The sequence below is a fragment of the Saccharopolyspora thermophila genome, from assembly GCF_014646075.1.
GTDB lineage: Bacteria > Actinomycetota > Actinomycetes > Mycobacteriales > Pseudonocardiaceae > Saccharopolyspora > Saccharopolyspora thermophila.
The window spans coordinates 21,522-37,103 of sequence record NZ_BMMT01000017.1 but is presented as its reverse complement, the minus strand read 5'-3'; the positions used below and the strand labels follow the sequence as shown (position 1 = coordinate 37,103).

At 70.6% G+C, this 15,582-nt stretch carries 14 protein-coding genes; 6 read left to right on the top strand and 8 right to left on the bottom strand.

Annotated features, from left to right (window positions below; translation table 11 throughout):
• Positions 1 to 107 precede the first annotated feature (107 nt).
• Together IEY17_RS20495 and IEY17_RS20490 are read right to left on the bottom strand one after the other, a co-directional pair.
• Positions 108 to 290 carry a DUF397 domain-containing protein gene (locus IEY17_RS20495; protein ID WP_188990217.1) on the bottom strand — a complete coding sequence of 61 codons (183 nt, stop codon included), beginning with the start codon at positions 288 to 290 and terminating at the stop codon, positions 108 to 110.
• A gap of 9 nt (positions 291 to 299) precedes the next feature.
• Entirely contained in the window at positions 300 to 1,136 is an 837-nt protein-coding gene (locus IEY17_RS20490) for a helix-turn-helix domain-containing protein (RefSeq protein WP_188990216.1), read from the bottom strand.
• Positions 1,137 to 1,238: 102 nt separating this feature from the next.
• On the opposite strand from IEY17_RS20490, the gene IEY17_RS20485 reads away from it, so the two are divergent.
• On the top strand, positions 1,239 to 1,463 hold the full coding sequence (locus tag IEY17_RS20485) for a hypothetical protein (protein ID WP_188990215.1): 225 nt from the start codon (positions 1,239 to 1,241) through the stop codon (positions 1,461 to 1,463).
• A gap of 132 nt (positions 1,464 to 1,595) precedes the next feature.
• Here the strand turns inward: IEY17_RS20485 and erm are convergent, their stop codons facing one another.
• On the bottom strand, positions 1,596 to 2,333 hold the full coding sequence (gene erm, locus IEY17_RS20480) for a 23S ribosomal RNA methyltransferase Erm (protein ID WP_188990214.1): 738 nt from the start codon (positions 2,331 to 2,333) through the stop codon (positions 1,596 to 1,598).
• A gap of 471 nt (positions 2,334 to 2,804) precedes the next feature.
• Here erm and IEY17_RS20475 point away from each other — a divergent pair, with 471 nt between their 5' ends.
• The gene (locus IEY17_RS20475; protein ID WP_188990213.1) at positions 2,805 to 4,862 is read left to right on the top strand and encodes a PhoX family protein; all 2,058 of its coding nucleotides are present in this window, start codon (positions 2,805 to 2,807) and stop codon (positions 4,860 to 4,862) included.
• Positions 4,863 to 4,926: 64 nt separating this feature from the next.
• Here IEY17_RS20475 and IEY17_RS20470 read toward each other — a convergent pair whose 3' ends face one another.
• Positions 4,927 to 7,446, bottom strand: coding sequence for a helix-turn-helix domain-containing protein (locus IEY17_RS20470; protein WP_188990212.1), 2,520 nt, complete (start codon positions 7,444 to 7,446; stop codon positions 4,927 to 4,929).
• Positions 7,447 to 7,649: 203 nt separating this feature from the next.
• Here IEY17_RS20470 and IEY17_RS20465 point away from each other — a divergent pair, with 203 nt between their 5' ends.
• From IEY17_RS20465 to IEY17_RS25580, 3 genes are all read left to right on the top strand, one after another.
• Positions 7,650 to 8,033, top strand: coding sequence for a cupin domain-containing protein (locus IEY17_RS20465; protein ID WP_229680366.1), 384 nt, complete (start codon positions 7,650 to 7,652; stop codon positions 8,031 to 8,033).
• 208 nt (positions 8,034 to 8,241) lie between these two features.
• Positions 8,242 to 8,592, top strand: coding sequence for a TetR/AcrR family transcriptional regulator (locus IEY17_RS25585; protein WP_229680365.1), 351 nt, complete (start codon positions 8,242 to 8,244; stop codon positions 8,590 to 8,592).
• The gene (locus IEY17_RS25580; protein WP_308424013.1) at positions 8,487 to 8,861 is read left to right on the top strand and encodes a TetR/AcrR family transcriptional regulator C-terminal domain-containing protein; all 375 of its coding nucleotides are present in this window, start codon (positions 8,487 to 8,489) and stop codon (positions 8,859 to 8,861) included. The genes IEY17_RS25585 and IEY17_RS25580 overlap by 106 nt, the downstream gene beginning before the upstream one ends.
• A gap of 123 nt (positions 8,862 to 8,984) precedes the next feature.
• On the opposite strand, the gene IEY17_RS20455 is transcribed toward IEY17_RS25580, so the two are convergent.
• Positions 8,985 to 10,304 carry an MFS transporter gene (locus IEY17_RS20455; protein ID WP_188990211.1) on the bottom strand — a complete coding sequence of 440 codons (1,320 nt, stop codon included), beginning with the start codon at positions 10,302 to 10,304 and terminating at the stop codon, positions 8,985 to 8,987.
• A gap of 101 nt (positions 10,305 to 10,405) precedes the next feature.
• Here IEY17_RS20455 and IEY17_RS20450 point away from each other — a divergent pair, with 101 nt between their 5' ends.
• Positions 10,406 to 11,089 (top strand): SDR family oxidoreductase, encoded by a 684-nt coding sequence (locus tag IEY17_RS20450; protein ID WP_188990210.1) that lies wholly within the window; start codon positions 10,406 to 10,408, stop codon positions 11,087 to 11,089.
• A 265-nt stretch (positions 11,090 to 11,354) separates the two neighbouring features.
• Here IEY17_RS20450 and IEY17_RS20445 read toward each other — a convergent pair whose 3' ends face one another.
• The 3 genes from IEY17_RS20445 to IEY17_RS20435 all read right to left on the bottom strand — a co-directional run bounded on the left by IEY17_RS20445 (position 11,355) and on the right by IEY17_RS20435 (position 15,498).
• Positions 11,355 to 12,680: an amidohydrolase family protein gene (locus IEY17_RS20445; protein ID WP_373289913.1), complete on the bottom strand. Its 1,326-nt coding sequence runs from the start codon at positions 12,678 to 12,680 to the stop codon at positions 11,355 to 11,357.
• 362 nt (positions 12,681 to 13,042) lie between these two features.
• A complete protein-coding gene (locus IEY17_RS20440) occupies positions 13,043 to 13,702 on the bottom strand; it encodes a response regulator transcription factor (protein ID WP_188990208.1) in 660 nt (219 codons plus the stop codon).
• Positions 13,699 to 15,498 (bottom strand): sensor histidine kinase, encoded by a 1,800-nt coding sequence (locus IEY17_RS20435; RefSeq protein ID WP_188990207.1) that lies wholly within the window; start codon positions 15,496 to 15,498, stop codon positions 13,699 to 13,701. Before IEY17_RS20435 ends, IEY17_RS20440 begins: the two co-directional genes overlap by 4 nt.
• Between the last annotated feature and the right edge of the window lie 84 nt (positions 15,499 to 15,582).

The following is a 15,582-nucleotide window of genomic DNA, read 5'->3' as shown; positions in this document are numbered from 1 at the left end:
TCCTGCCGTGCCTGACGACAACCACCAGACGAGGCAGGGAGAATCACCCGTGAACTCAGGTGACGAGGGTCACATCCGGGACGTCTTCGGTTCCTTACCGGCCCTCGTCAGAGGTCGAAGGTGCCGCGCTTGACCGCGTCGAGGAAGCCCCGCCACCGAGCGGCGGACACGGCCAAGTGCCCACCATCCCGATCCTTCGTGTCCCGGATCCCCACAACATCATCGCCGAGCCCGATCTCCACGCAGTTGCTGCTCGGACCGCTGTAACTCGACTTTCGCCAGATTTCCATGGTTACCAGTCACCTCTGCGCATACTTCTTGATCAGCGTGACGCTGGCGGATTCGGAGAGCGCACGACTGCGCAAGTCCTCGAAGACCTCGCTGAGTCCCGACACTAGCTCGCGATCGTGTCCCAGGTGACCACCAACAGCGTGCTCTTGGTACACGGCGGGCGGCCAGGTTCCAGACGGGAAGTCGAGCAATACGAAGGCACCGGTCATGGAGTTGTGCAGCCCAACATCGAACGGGAGCACCTGGATCGACACGTTCGGCCGTTCCGACATTGCGACCAAGTGCGCGAACTGCTCCTCAGCCAACGACTTCTGGTACGCGCATCGCGCGAGCGCCGCTTCAGAAATGACCGAGATGTACTCCAGCGGCGGGTCGGCGATGAGCCGTTCCTGCCTCTTGAGCCGCAACGCGACCTGCCGCTCCACTTCCTCGGGCGCTGTGACGTGAGAGCCCAGTAGGTGGATTGCCCGCGCGTACGCCTCGGTCTGGAGAAGTCCGGGCAGGATCTCCATCTCGAATGTGCGCAGCCGCGACGCGTCGGTTTCCAGGCCAACGTAATCCTGGAACCAGCTCTGCAGCCGATACCTCGACCACCAGCCCCGCTTGCGAGCACCCTCCCGTGCCTCTTCGAGCGACACCCGGCGCTCTTCGGCGAGTCCATAGTGGTCCATCAAGAGCCTCAGCTCCGCCTTCGACGGCGCGGTCCGGCCGTTTTCCATGTGCCGCACCTTGGCTTCCGAACAGCCCAAGAGCTCAGCGATCTGGTAGGCAGAGATTCCCTTGGCGTTGCGGAGTTTCCGGAGCTCAGCGCCCAGCATCTTGCGCCACATGGTCGGGCTAGCCATAGGGCGAAGCGTAGCCGTAGCCGATGATCACTCAACTGTGCGATGCCGGATTTGATCGATAAGCAATACCGTTAAAACGGGATCGATCAAGTGGAGGTTCGGATGTTCGAGGCGGCAGGGGTGGACTGGTTCTGGCGGCCCGTGGGGGTCGGGCGACACGGGTTCTCGGTGGCCGCGAAGCGCGCTGATCCGCACGCGGTCGTCACCTCGTTCTGTGGCGTGGAGGTGGAGGCGTGGCAGGTGCAGCGCCTCCCACCCGAGACCGAGTGGATCAACGAGGACACCTGCATGGACTGCTGGCGCCGGATCAGCGCCCGTTGGGACTGACCCGCGCCTCTAGCCGGGTCCGGCGAGTCCCCTCCCCGCGCCGGACCCCTGTGGTGGCCGGGCGTCCCCCGACCTCGCGCCCGGCCACCTCTCACTTCGCCAGCAGGGGAGAAGGACGTCATGCGCCCGTGATCACCTGGTGGCGGTGTAGAGGTCGGCCCAGGACTCGGCGGTCAGGTCTCTGGGCAGCGGCGGGAGGCCGCGGAGCCGGTGCCCGGTCACGTTGCGCACCACCTCCGCCAGGCCCCGGCCGCGGCCGGTGAAGACCGCACCGACAAAGCGCTGGTACCTCTTCACCTCGACCAACGGCAGCAACGGGCGCGGGCGGCGGTGCACCTTCAGCACACCGCCGTCGACCGCCGGGACCGGGCGGAACGAGCTCGCGCGAACCCTTCCGCAGCAGCGGAACTCGTACCACGGGGCCCACTGCGCGGTAAGCATCGTGCCGCCGGTCGACCGCTTGCGCGCCACCTCCCACTGGAGCAGCAGCACCGCCTCCGACCAGCCGCGCAACGCCAGCAGGCGGCGCGTCATCGCCGTGGTGATGCCGAACGGCAGGTTGCCCACCACGACGTGCGGCTCCGCTGGAAAGCGGAAGGCGAGCATGTCGCAGCGGACCACGCGGGCCTGCGGGCACGTTTCCCGCAGCGCACCGGCCCAGTGCGGGTCGAGTTCGACGGCGGTGACCGGGCGCCCCGTGCCGAGAAGTTCACGGGTCAGGGCCCCGCGTCCGGCGCCGAGCTCCACGATCGGCAGCGGTGACGGATCGAGCAGGCCGACCAGGCGGCGGACGACACCGCGGTCGACGAGGAAGTTCTGGCCGAGTTCGCGGCGCGCGCGGTCGCGCGCCGATTTCCGGCGGGAAGACATGGTGACTCCTGCGTTCGCGGACCGGTCGGGAACCGGGCCCCCGCAGGCGCAGTGCGATCAGCGCGAACCGCGCGTCGGGGCAGCCCGGACGCGGACGGCGGCGCGAGGAGAGGTCCGGCGCCGCCTAGGCGGAACGCGGACGGAAGTAGAAAGCGAAAGCAGCATCACTGGCCATGCCGGAGAACGTACTTACGCACGCCCCACGACCGAAACCGAATTTTCTTGCCGGCTCGCCCAGGCCCCCCGAAGGACGGCGCATCCCAGTTCCGGCAGTGTCGGGAGGTTCCAACCTTGCCTGGACGGGTCCGGGTGCACCTGCACGTCCGTCCTCGCTGAACCCGGTCAGCGCACGCCTCGTCGGCGTCGAGAACTCTGCGCCACCTGTTCGGACTCTGTTCACCTGCGCGTCCTGGACACATCGCCTGATCGGCTTAGCTTCCGGGTGTTCCCGACGAGCACCTGGAGGTCCGCTTGTCTTCCCGACCGGACAGCGGGCGGGTCGTCCCGCTCCCCCTTCTCGCCCACCACTCGGCGAACCGCGCCTCGGTCACCTGCACCTACCGCTGCGGCAACGCCTGCGCCCACGAAGCACCCAACACCTCGGCCAACGCGTACTTCGGCGACATCGTCGAGAAGGTGCTGAGCCGCCGCGGCGCGCTCAAGGCGGGCGGCGCCCTCGCCCTGGCCGTCGGCGGCACGGCCGCGCTCTCCGGAACAGCCGCCGCGGCCCCCGCCCCGGCCGCGCGCGGTAGTCGCCCGGTGCCGGGCACCGACTTCACCCCGGTCGCCCCCAACACCCAGGACGCGGTGGTCACCGCCGAGGGCTACCAGCAGCAGGTCGTGATCCGCTGGGGCGACCCGGTGGTGCCGGGCGCGCCCGAGTTCGACATCCACAACCAGACCGCGGCCGCGCAGGAGAAGCAGTTCGGCTATAACAACGACTTCGCCGAACTCGTCCCGCTCGACCCGGCCGGCAACGAGAACCTGCTGGTGGTGAACCACGAGTACACCACCGAGACACACATGTTCCCCGGCTACGACGAGAACAACCCCACCGAGGAGCAGGTCCGCATCGCGTGGGCCGCGCACGGCCTGTCGGTGGTGCTCGTCAAGCGCGAGAACGGCGCGCTCAGGCCGAAGCCGAGCAGGTACAACCGGCGTATCACCCTCACCACCCCGTTCGAGCTGCGCGGTCCCGCCGCCGGCAGCGATTACCTCAGAACCTCCGCCGACCCGACCGGCACCAAGGTCCTCGGCACGCAGAACAACTGCTCGGGCAGCCTGACCCCGTGGGGCACGATCCTGTCCGGCGAGGAAAACTTCCACCAGTACTTCGCCAACGCCGACTCGGTCACCGACCCCACCACCAAGGCGCGCCTCGCCCGCTACGGCATCACCGGCACGGCCACCACCCGCAAGTGGGAGAAGTTCGACAAGCGCTGGGACCTCGCCCAGGAACCCAACGAGGCCAACCGGTTCGGCTGGGTCGTCGAGATCGACCCGCTCGACCCGAACTCCACTCCGGTCAAGCACACCGCGCTGGGCCGCTTCAAGCACGAGGGCGCGGCGGTCACGATCACCAAGGACCGCCGCGTGGTCGCCTACTCCGGTGACGACGAGCGCTTCGACTACATCTACAAGTTCGTCTCCCACGGCAGGGTCAAGCCGGGCACCAGCGCCCACGCCCGGCGGCACAACATGTCGCTGCTCGACGACGGCACCCTCTACGTCGCGAAGTTCACCGGCAACAGCCCGGCGAGCGAGATCGACGGCACCGGCACGCTGCCCGGCGACGGTGCCTTCGACGGCACCGGCGAGTGGATCCCGCTGGCCAGCGGCACGAAGTCCTTCGTGCCCGGCTTCACCGCCGACGAGGTCTACATCTTCACCCGGCTCGCGGCCGACAAGGTCGGCGCCACCACAATGGACCGTCCCGAGGACATCCAGCCCAACCCGGTCAACGGCCGCATCTACTGCGCGCTGACCAACAACGCCAACCGCGGCTCGGCGGGCAACGCGGGCCCCGACGAGGCCAACCCGCGGGTCGGCAACAAACACGGCCACGTGCTGGAGATCGACGACGACGCGACAGGCACCCGGTTCCGCTGGGGTCTGCTGCTGGTCTGCGGCGACCCCAACGACCCGGGCACCTACTTCGGCGGGTTCGACAAGTCGAGGGTCAGCCCGATCTCGTGCCCGGACAACGTGGCCTTCGACCGGCACGGCAACCTGTGGATCACCACCGACGGCAACGCCCTGGGCAGCAACGACGGCCTGTTCGCGGTGCCGGTGGACGGCCCGGAGCGTGGCTGGGTCAAGCAGTTCCTCACCGTGCCGCGCGGTGCCGAGACCTGCGGCCCGGTCATCCGCGACACCGTGGTGACGGTGTGCGTGCAGCACCCGGGCGAGGTCGACGGGGCGAGCGCGGACAACCCGGCGTCGCACTGGCCCGACGGTGGCACCACGGTGCCGCGCCCGTCGGTGGTCGCCGTCTGGCGCGAGGACGGCGGTGAGATCGGCAGCCGCTGATTCCCCCTGCGAGCGCGGGGGTCTTTCGGCCTTTCGGGCTGAGGAACCCCCGTGCCCGCGTGGGTTAACCGCGCTCCTCGAACTTCAGCGCGATCTCGACCCGCGACGAGTAGCCGAGCTTGCCGAGGATGCGCGACACGTGCGAGTCGACCGTCCGCACCGACACGATCAGCCGCTCGGCGACCTCCCGGTTGGTGAGGCCCTGCGCGACGAGTTCCGCCACCCGGTACTCGGCGGTGGTCAGGCTGTCCCAGCCGTGCTTCGGCCGGCGTCGCGGGCCGGTCACGCCGCGCCGCACGCCGAACGCGCGCAGCGCGGCGGCCGCCCGCTGGATGTTGCCGCTGGCGGCCAGCTCGGTGTACTGGTCGATCGCGGCCTGGTAGGCGGCCTTGGCGTCCGCCGGTCTGCCGGACTCCGCCAGGGCCCTCGCCGCGTCGTCCGCCGCGCGGGCGGCCGAGAAGGCCAACCCTGTCTCCGCGAACTCCTGCGCGGCCACCAGCAACTGGTCGACATCGCCGTCCACCAGGGCCTGGCAGTAGGTGAGCGCACTGCGCTCACCAGCCGACCCGCCGCTGATCAGGCCCTGAAGCTGCGCGAGGAGCCGGACGGCCAGCGCCCGATCGCCGCCGCGGATCGCGATGCGCACCATCCCGACACCGACCGCGGCGACCGCGTGGCCGTGGTGCACCCCGACATCACCGTCCACGAGGGTGCGCACGGTCTCCACCGCACGCGGCCAGTCCTCCTCCACATCGGCGAGGTGGGCGCGGGCCAGGACGACGATCTGCTCGTAGAACAGGGCGACCCCGCGGCCCACGGCCCTGTCGGCGAGCTCGGCGTGCCTGCGGGCGGCCGGCAGATCCCCGCGGTACAGCAGGATCGAGGTCGCCACCGCGTGCAGCGGCCCCGCCAGGCCGTACTGGTCGGGCTCGGCCAGGGCAGCGTCGATCTCGGCGAGTGCCTGGTCCCACCGGCCGTGGTTGAGCGACGCCAGCGCTGAGATGGTGCGCAGCCAGGCCAGCATGCCCACGCCGAACTCGAGGGCCACCGGTCGTGCTTCCTCGACGGTGTCCAGCACGGCCCGGTCGTGGCACAGGTCCTGGATCACCGCGCGCAACAGCCGGGTCACCAGCCACTGCCCGCGGTCGCGCACCGCCACGTAGAGTAGTGCCGCCGCCTTGTCCAACAGCTCCAGCGCGGCGGGGAAGTCGCGGCAGACGCACAGTTTGATCGCCCGAATGTTCAGCAGATACACCTCGACGAGCGGGTCCTGCGCGGCGGCCGGGGCGGCCTGCTCGACGGCGCGTTCCACCCCGGTCAGGTCACCGGCCAGCAGACAGGCGTACCCGTCGATCACGGCGAGCCGCGGGGGCAGCCGCCCGTCGACGCGTTCCGGGTCGACGGCCGCGGCCGCGCTGACGGGGTCCATCTCACCGAAGGCGGCCAGGGCCAGCACGGCCCGCAGTCGCCGCCGGACCGGCGTGCCCGGATTCGCGGCGAGACCGCTGGCCGCCACCTGCCGCGCCTCGTCGATCCGGCCCGACCAGAGCAGCGCCTCGGCGAGCGCGGCCCGCAACGGCGGCAGCTGCGGGCTGCCGGGCGGCAACCAGGAAGCAGTGCGTTGCAACAGGGTCACCAACGCGGGTGTGGGCTCGGTGGCGAGCCGGTCGGCGTGGTCGGCCAGCCACGCCACCGTCCACGCGTCCACCGGCGCATGGGCCAGGTGCGCGGCGACGGCCTCGGGCGCGGCGTCCCGTCCGGCCAGCGCCCGCGCCGCGGAACCGCGCAAACCCACCGAGGTCGTTGCCACGTCGTGGCGCACCACCGGGTGCCGCAACCGCACCATCCCGGCGTCCGCCGCCATCAACCCGAGCGTGACGAGCCGTTCGACCCCGGCGAGCACCTCCACTGGTGTCCGGCCGGTGACCGCGGCCAGGTCGTCCACCGACGCGGGCTCGTCCAGGACCGCGGTGTAGCGCAGCAGCGGAGTGTCGTCGCCCGCCAGACCGGTCGCCCAGGCGGTCACCGCCGCCGCGCGGTCGTCGTCGGTCAGGCGGGTCAGCAGCCACGGGTTGCCCAGCGCCCCGCGGGCCAGCCGCAGCAGCGGTTCGGGTGGTTGTCCGCCGACGGCCTCGGTGAGCAGGGCACGCACGGCGCTGTCGTCCAGCGGGGGCAGGTCGTGCACGAGCGCGTTCCGCTCCAGCAGGGCGAACCGGTCCGGGGAGGCACCGCGATGCCGCCCGGCGACGACCAGCAGCGACGTCTCGCGGAGTCCTTCGGCGATGCCGTGCAGCGCGAGCAGCGTCTCGTCATCCGCCCGGTGCAGGTCGTCGATGACGACCAGGGCGGGCGCGCCCCACTCCGGCAGCGCACCGCGGGAGAGCGTGGTTCGGCCGTGCGGGGGCAGCACGGGAATCCGATGCGTCCGCAGACCGGTTCTCCGCATTGCCGACAGATGCGCGTCCAGCAGCGCGGTGACGCCCGACCCTGGATCCGCGCGCACCACGACGAGCCCGCCCCGCCCGGCGCGCGCTGCCGCCGTGGCCTCCGCGAGCAGGCGCAGCGACTCGTCCCGTCCGTGCAAGCCCACCATCGTCCCGGCGGGAGCCTATCCAGCAGCAGGTGCGTGGTTGATCGGAATGACGAAAAGTGCCTGTGAACAGCGGCAGAAATCCGCGCGGTGACCTCGGCCGAACGGTGCGCGGAGGGGCGCCGCCTTCGGTTTACACCGACAGTGCATTTCTACTCTCACTGGTGCACATTGGGTGCGTTCCGAGGAGGACTGCCGTGTCGTACCCGCCCGACCGCTACTTCGGCGACACCGGCGAGATCAGCGCTTCGTTCCGCCCCGCATCCGCCGACCCCGAGCTGGTCAACCCGGCCGGCACCCGCACCTACTACCTGGCCACCAGCCAACCCACCGGACGCGAGCACGACATCGCCACCGACGGCGAGTTCGGGCTCTACCACGTCGTCGAGCTCGCCCCCGGTGCGGGCACCGGCACCCACTTCCACAGGTCGATGTCCGAGTCGTTCTTCGTCACCGACGGCGCGCTGGCCGTCTACGACGGCGCGAAGTGGCGCGAGGCCACCAAGGGCGACTTCCTGTACGTGCCGCCGGGCGGGCTGCATTCCTTCTACACGAGTCCGACGAGCCCACGTCGTTTCTGATCCTGTTCACGCCCGGGGCGCCGCGTGAGGGATACTTCGAGGGCGTCAGGCACCTCGCAACACTGAACGACGAGGAACGCGAGAAGTTCCTCCTCGCGCACGACAGTTACTTCATCGACCCGCGCCGGGGACCCGGGAGCGGCCGGGACCGCTGACCCCGGCACGTACACTGCACCGAGCAGTGCACACCGGCGGGGAGGGACAGGCGGTGACGTCCACTGGCCGCCCGGACAAGCGCGCGGCCATCGAGCGAGCGGCACGCAAGGCGTTCGGCCGCGACGGCTACACCCGCACCAGCGTCGACGCCATCGCCACCGAAGCCCAGGTTTCCAAGCGCGCCATCTACAACCACTTCACCGACAAGGAACAGCTGTTCCTCGCTGTCGCGCTGGACGGGGCCGCGGAGGTCACCGAGGCCACCGCGCGGCTCATGGAGCTCACCTGCGCAAGATCGTGGACCTGCCGGAGGACCTCGTCGCCTTCAGCCGCGACCGCGTCGCCGCCGTGGCGGAGTTCCCCGACCACTTCGCGCTGGTGCGGACCCTCGAAGCCGAGGTGACCCGAATTCCGCCGCCGGTGCTGGAGGAGTGGCTGGCGGCGGGCCCGCAGTCGGCGCACCGGCGGCTCGCGCCGTACCTGCAGCGGATCGCCGACCGCGGCCTGCTCGCCTTCGACGACGCCGAGCAGGCCGCCGACCACTTCAACCTGCTCACCATCACCCCCGTGCTGCAGCGGAGCTTCTACGGCGTCATCCCGCTGCCCCAGGCCGCGGCGGACCAGATCATCGTCAGCGGTGTCCGGGCGTTCCTCCGGCTGTACGGGGCGTGACCTTTCGGACCCGACTCGGCGACGCTGACCGAGCGACGCGAGACCGCCTCCGCGAGTCCATGTGTCCACTGTGGATAAACCCCGGCCCCGGGTGCCCGCAGCCGCCGAGAACCAAGAGCCGCCTCAGCTCCTGTCCGCCCGTGGCGCGGCCCGCAGGGCGATGACGGTGAGCGCCGCGGCGACCATCACCGCGCCCACCACCCACAGGCCGGTGTGCTGCGAACCCGTGGCGTCCTTGAGGGCACCGGTGATGTAGGGCGCGGCGAAACCGCTGATGTTGCCCAGCGAATTGATCAGCGCGATACCGCCCGCCGCTGCCGCGCCGGACAGGAAGTTGCTCGGCAACGCCCAGAACGTGGGCAGCGCGGAGCAGACCCCCACCGCACAGGCGCTCACCGCCACCATCGCCAGGTACGGATTTCCCAGGTACAGCGCGATCGGGATGCACACACCGCCGAGCAGCAGCGGAAGCGCCACGTGCCACACGCGTTCCCGCGTCCGGTCGCCGTGCGCGCTCCACAACACCATCGCCACCGCACCGATCACGTACGGGATCGCCGTCACCAGACCGGTTTCCATGGTGGACAGATCGGTGCCGTACTGCTGCTCGAAGCCCTTGATGATCGTGGGCAGGAAGAAGCCCAGCGCGTACAACCCGTACGCGATGCCGAAGTACACGAACGCCAGCGCCAGGATTCGCGGGTGCGTCAACGCCTTGCGCAGCGGCCAGCCGTGCGTGGCCTCCGTCTCCCGGCTCTCCGCCGCCAACCGCTCCGACAGCCAGGTCCGCTCCTCGGCCGTCAGCCACTTCGCCTCCGACGGGCGGTCGGTCAGGTAGAACCACGTCACTGCCGCCAGCAGGATCGCCGGGATGCCCTCGACCAGGAACATGAACCGCCAGCCGGACAACCCGAAGAGCCCGTGGCCGCTGGCGATCAGTGCGCTTGACACGGTGGCTCCGATGGCGCTGGACACCGGCACCGCGGCCATGAACAGCGCGACCGCCCGAGCCCGCTGCGCCGCCGGGAACCAGTACGTCAGGTACAGGATGATCCCCGGGAAGAACCCGGCCTCGGCCACCCCGAGCAGGAACCGCAGCACGACCAGGGTTGTGGCGTTCGGCACGAACGCCATCGCGGTCGCCACCACACCCCAGGTGATCATGATGCGGGCAAGCCACTTGCGGGCGCCGAAGCGGTGCAGCGCCAGGTTGCTCGGCACCTCCAGCGCGAGGTAGCCGAGGAAGAAGATTCCGGAGGCGAAGCCGAAGACCGTGGCGGTCAGGCCCAACTCCTCGTTCATCCCGTTCGGACCGGCAAAGCCGATGTTGACCCGGTCCAGGTAGTTCACGAAGTACAGCAGGCACAGGAACGGCATCAACCGGACCGCGACCTTGCGCAGGATCCGGTTCTGCACCCTGGTGGCTGCGTCGACACTGCTCATCCGAGTGACCTAAGCCGCAGCGCCCGCCGCGGTCAAGCCCAGGACCGCGGTCTGGGATGGCCGCCGCCTGCGCCGCGGACCACCACAGTTAACGTTGAGGCATGCCCGAACGCCCGATTGCCCTGGTCACCGGTGCCTCACGCGGCATCGGTGCCGCCGTCGCCCGCTCGCTTTCCGACACGCACGATCTGCTGTTGGGCGGGCGCGACGTCGACAAGCTCCGCGCACTCGCCGACGAACTCCCCGGTGCCTCGGCATGGCCCGTGGAGCTCACCGACCACGAGGCGGTCGCCACCGCGGTCCCCGACATCGACCGGCTGGACGTGCTGGTGCACAGCGCCGGACTCGTCGAGCTCGGTGCGGTCGCTGACGTGCCCAGCGAGTCGTGGCGCCGCACCTTCGAGCTGAACCTGTTCGCGGTCACCGAGTTGACCCGGCTGCTGCTGCCCGCGCTGCGGGCCGCCCGGGGCCACGTGGTGCTGGTCAACTCCGGTGCCGGCCTGTCCGCGAGGCCGAACTGGGGTGCCTACGCCGCCAGCAAGTTCGCCCTGCGCGCCTTCGCCGACGTCCTGCGCGCCGAAGAAGCCGGCAACGGCCTGCGCGTCACCTCGGTGTTCCCCGGCCGCACGGCCACAGACATGCAGCGCAATGTCCGCGAGCAGGAGGGCGGCGAGTACGAGCCGAGCCACTACCTGCGGCCGGAGTCGGTGGCGGAACCGATCGTCTCCGCGGTGCGTGCCAGTCGCGACGCCCACCTGACCGAGATCATCGTTCGCCCGTCCTGATGACCCACCGCCCGCGCGGCTGCCCCGGATGGTGCGCCGGGGCAGCCGTGCGGCGCACGTCGAAGCCTCGCTTCGAACCCGTTCCGCACACACGGTCACCTGGCGGACCGTCAGGCGCCACCTGGGTTCGCCGATCCCCGACGCGTGCCTGTCCGCCACACAGCGCGGTCCTCGCCGGAGCCCGCCGGGGTGGGCACGGTCTGAACCCGCAGGTGGCCACTCGCGTGGTTCGGCCGAGCGGCTACGCCGCTTCGAACACGAACACTCAGCCCCGGATGTACTGGGCGGCGGTTCGGGCCGCTGCCTGCACGTGGCGGCGGTCCACCCTGGTCGGCTCCCGGTCGTGCAGCACCTCCTCACCGGCCACCCAGACGTCGCGGACGCACCGGGACCCCGCCGCCCAGACGACGTTGGCCAGCACCTGGTCGTCCGGGGCGTCCAGCCCGGTGGCGAACGCCGGATTGTCGATGTCAAGGTGCACGATGTCGGCCCACCGGCCCGGCTCCAACGCCCCGAGATCGTCGCGGTGCAGCGCCTGCGCCCCGCCCCGCGTGGCGGCCAGCAGTGCCGCGCTCGCGCTCAGCGCCGTCGCGTCACCGGTGGCGATGCGCGCCACCAGACCGGCCAACTGCACCTCCTCCCACAGATCAAGGTCGTCGTTGCTGGACGGGCCGTCGGTGCCCAGGCCGACCGGAATGCCCGCTGCCAGCAGGTCGACCAGCCGGGCCGTGCCCGACGCCAGCTTCGCGTTGGACCCCGGGCAGTGCGCCACCCCCACCCCGCGGCGCGCGAACAACCGGATGTCCTCATCGGACAGATGCACGCCGTGTGCGGCGAGCACCCGGCCGTCCAGCACGCCGAGCTCGTCCAGCAGCGCCGGCACGGAACCGAACTTCGCCCGCTGTTCGGCATCCTCACCGGCGGTCTCCGCCACGTGCGTGTGAACCAGGGCACCGCGCTGCTGCGCGGACTCGCCGATGGTCTGCAACGCCTCCGGCGGCAGCATGTACGCCGAGTGCGGGCCGTAGGCGAGCTCCACCCGCTCCCGGGGACCGAACCGCAGCCCGTCCGCGTCGATCCACCGGTTGACCTGCTCGAGCATGCTCTGCCAACCACCGAGCTTGTCCAGGCCCGGCGTCGAGATCACCGCCGAAGCGAGCACCACCCGGGAACCGACCGCCAGGGTGGCCTCCACCACCGACTCGCCCATGAAGTACATCTCGGCGCTGGTGGTGACACCGGCCCGCAGCATCTCGACACACCCGAGTTCCATCCCGGCGCGGACGTCCGACGGGCGCAGTCGGGCCTCCGCCGGCCAGATCACCTCATGCAGCCACCGCAGCAGCGGCAGGTCACCCCCCATACCGCGCAGCAGGGTCATGGGGCTGTGCGCGTGCGCGTTGATCAAGCCAGGCAACAGGATTCCGTTGCACTCCCGGACAGCCGCGTCGTTCGGGCGTTCCGGCGCCCCGGAACGCGGCCCGCAGTACGCGATGCGGCCCTCGTCGTCGACGTCCACGACGGCGTCCCGGATCACGGAACAGCTCGCATCGCAGGGCAGAACCATCGGGGCGTGCAGGCGTAAATCGATCGACATGCCCGCATTCTGCCCGACGCTCAGCCGCCGCCCGCGGCGCTCATCACCTGCGTCATGATCACCCCCGCCAGACTCGCGATAACGGCCAGCACTCCCACCAGGACGATGTCCTGCCACCGTTGTGTCATGACTCCACTATCGCCGGTTCCCGCAGCCCCGACCTCGGTCGATCGGCTCGCTGGCATCGGTCGATCGGCCAGTGCTTACCGGCCGTCCGGCCGAGGAGAACGCCCGCGGGTCCGCACCGGGATGCGCCGGCCGCCGGGACGAGCACCCGACGCATCAGAACAACCGCAAGCCGGCCGCCCCGGTGCACCCCGCACGAAAACCCGTTGCCCGCGGCGGGCGGGTGGCGCCTACTCGTCGTCCATCAGGCCGCTGCGCCAGGCCCAGGCCGCGGTCTCCACGCGGTTGCGCGCCTTGATCTTGGCCTGCGCCGAGGCCAGGTGGGTCTTGACCGTGGACAGCGACATGAACAGCTCCTGGCCGATCTCGCCGTTGGTGAGTCCCCGCGCGGTCGCCCGCACCACGTCCAGCTCCCGCTCGGTCAGCTCCACCTTCGGCTCCACCGCCTGGCGACGTCGCCGCTGGGGCTGCGCGAAGTGCTTGAGCAGCCGCACCGTGATCTGCGGCGAGACCAGGGCGTCCCCACGGACCGCCGCCCGGACCGCCTCCAGCAGCAGGGTCGGCCCGGCGTCCTTGAGCAGGAACCCACTGGCCCCGTTGCGCAGGGCGCGCTCGACGTACTCGTCCAGGTCGAAGGTCGTCACCACCACGACCTTGATCGGCTCCGCGACACCCGGACCGGCCAGCTGCTCGGTCGCCTCCAGGCCGTCGATGCCCGGCATCCTGATGTCCATCAGGCACACGTCGGGCCGCTTCTCCCGGGCCACCCGCACCGCGTCCACCCCGTTGGCGACGTCGGCCACCACCTCGATGTCGTCCTGCGATTCCAGGATCATCCGGAAACCGGCGCGCACCAGTTCCTGGTCGTCGGCTATCAACACCCGGATCATCGCCGTTCCACTTCTCCGCTCTGCTCCGCCAACGGCAGCACGGCTTCCACGCGCCAACCGACGTGTTCCCCGGGACCGGCCCAGAAACGGCCGCCGAGGAGCTCGATCCGCTCCCGCATCCCGACCAAACCGTAGCCGCCCGACCCGCCGAGCGGTTGATGCCGTACCTCGGTGCCGTCATCGGTGATCATCGCGTACAGGTACGCCTCGTCGGACCGCACGTCGATCTGGATGCGGGTCGCGCCCAGCGCGTGCTTCTCGGCGTTCGTCAGTGATTCCTGCACCACGCGCAGCACGGACCGCGCCACCTCCTGCGGGACCTCCCACCCCAGGTCCATCCGCAGGTCCACCGCGGGCCCGTTCCCGTGCCCGGACCGTCGTTGCGTGGCCTGCACCACCGCCCGCAGGTCGGCCTCCAGGTCGGTGGTCGCCTGCTCGGTCGCGCCCGAGGCACCGGCGGGTTCGGCGCCGCGCATGCTGGCGACCAGCCGACGCATCGCGGTCAGCGCCTCGGTGCCGCTCTCGGCGATGCGGGACAGCGCGTCGGTCGCCGCCTTCGGGTTCTTCTCCGCGACCATCTGCGCGGCCTGGGCCTGCACGACGATGCCGGTGACGTGGTGGGCCACCACGTCGTGCAGCTCCCGCGCGAGCGCCATCCGCTCGGCCTGCTGCGCGTCCGACACCGCCGAGCGCACCGACCGGGCGCGTTCCTCGTCTCGCGCCCGGAAGTACATGCCCGTGCCCACCGAGATCACCAGCAGCAGACCGCCCATGAAGATCGGCTGCAGGTAGAAGTTGAGCCCGTAGCGGTGGTCCGTCGGCAGCAGGAACAACGCGAACAGCGCCGCGCCCACCAGGCCGCCGGTGGCCCACAGCGCGCGACGCGGTACCGAGTGCCGGACCGCGAACGCCACCAGCAGCATCCCCGCTCCGGTCGCCACCAGCGGCACCGGCCCGATCAGCCCGTTATCGTCGACGTCCAGGCCCAGGACGCGCAACACCAGCGTGGTCAGCACCAGCGCGAGGGCGCCGAGCCCGGCCGCCTCGGTTGGCCGCATCGGCGCGAACACCGCGAGCCCCGACATGACCAGCCCGCACAGCATCAAGGTCGCGATGGCCAGCGCGGATACGTCGTTGCTCTGAATGAATTCCAGAAAGAACAGGATGCTCAGCACCGCGATCAACGGCCACTGCCGCCGCAGCAGCGCCCGCACCGGGCTGTCCGCGCTCGCGCGGCCCGGCCACTGGCCCCGCAGGTACATGCCGGTGCCGACGGCCAGCACCAGCTGCAGGAACCCGAAGCTCATCGACTGGCTGACCGAGACGTCCGGGTAAACGGGCGACTCGCGACCGCGGACGAACACGGACACCACGCACGCCACGACGAGCACGGCGGTGACCGGCACGGCCTTGCGCGGTGGCTTCGCGCGGAAGGCGTAGAGCACCAGCAGCAGTCCCGCCGCGTTCTCCGTCGGCAGGATGTTCGCCAACCCCAACGAGTAGACGTCCATCCCTCCCGCGAACACCAACACCGTGGTGCCGGTCAGCAGCACCGCGGCGGCCAGACCGCAACACACCGGGTGTCGCCTGCCGAGGACGGCGAGCAGCGCCATGGCGGTGGCGCTGGGAGCGAGCAGCAGGTAGCTCCCTCCCCCGCTGGCCATCAGCAGCAGGTCGCCGCACCACACCAGACCGAGCAACGCGGCGAAGATCCACTGCTCACGCAGCAGGGTGCCGAACCGACACCACCAGGGCGCATCCGGTCCACGTCCGGGATGCGTCGCGAAACCGCTCACGCCGAAACGGTACTGGGCGGCTTGAAGCGGCCGCCTTGGCCGAAAGGTTCGAATGAACTGGCCGATCGGCCGACTTTCCGCAGC

Excerpts from the sequence above, each read along its gene's own strand:
- erm (WP_188990214.1), bottom strand. The coding sequence starts at position 2,333 with ATGTCTTCCCGCCGGAAATCGGCGCGCGACCGCGCGCGCCGCGAACTC.
- IEY17_RS20485 (WP_188990215.1), top strand. The coding sequence starts at position 1,239 with ATGTTCGAGGCGGCAGGGGTGGACTGGTTCTGGCGGCCCGTGGGGGTC.
- IEY17_RS20450 (WP_188990210.1), top strand. The coding sequence starts at position 10,406 with ATGCCCGAACGCCCGATTGCCCTGGTCACCGGTGCCTCACGCGGCATC.
- IEY17_RS20495 (WP_188990217.1), bottom strand. The coding sequence starts at position 290 with ATGGAAATCTGGCGAAAGTCGAGTTACAGCGGTCCGAGCAGCAACTGC.
- IEY17_RS20440 (WP_188990208.1), bottom strand. The coding sequence starts at position 13,702 with ATGATCCGGGTGTTGATAGCCGACGACCAGGAACTGGTGCGCGCCGGT.
- IEY17_RS20455 (WP_188990211.1), bottom strand. The coding sequence starts at position 10,304 with ATGAGCAGTGTCGACGCAGCCACCAGGGTGCAGAACCGGATCCTGCGC.
- IEY17_RS20490 (WP_188990216.1), bottom strand. The coding sequence starts at position 1,136 with ATGGCTAGCCCGACCATGTGGCGCAAGATGCTGGGCGCTGAGCTCCGG.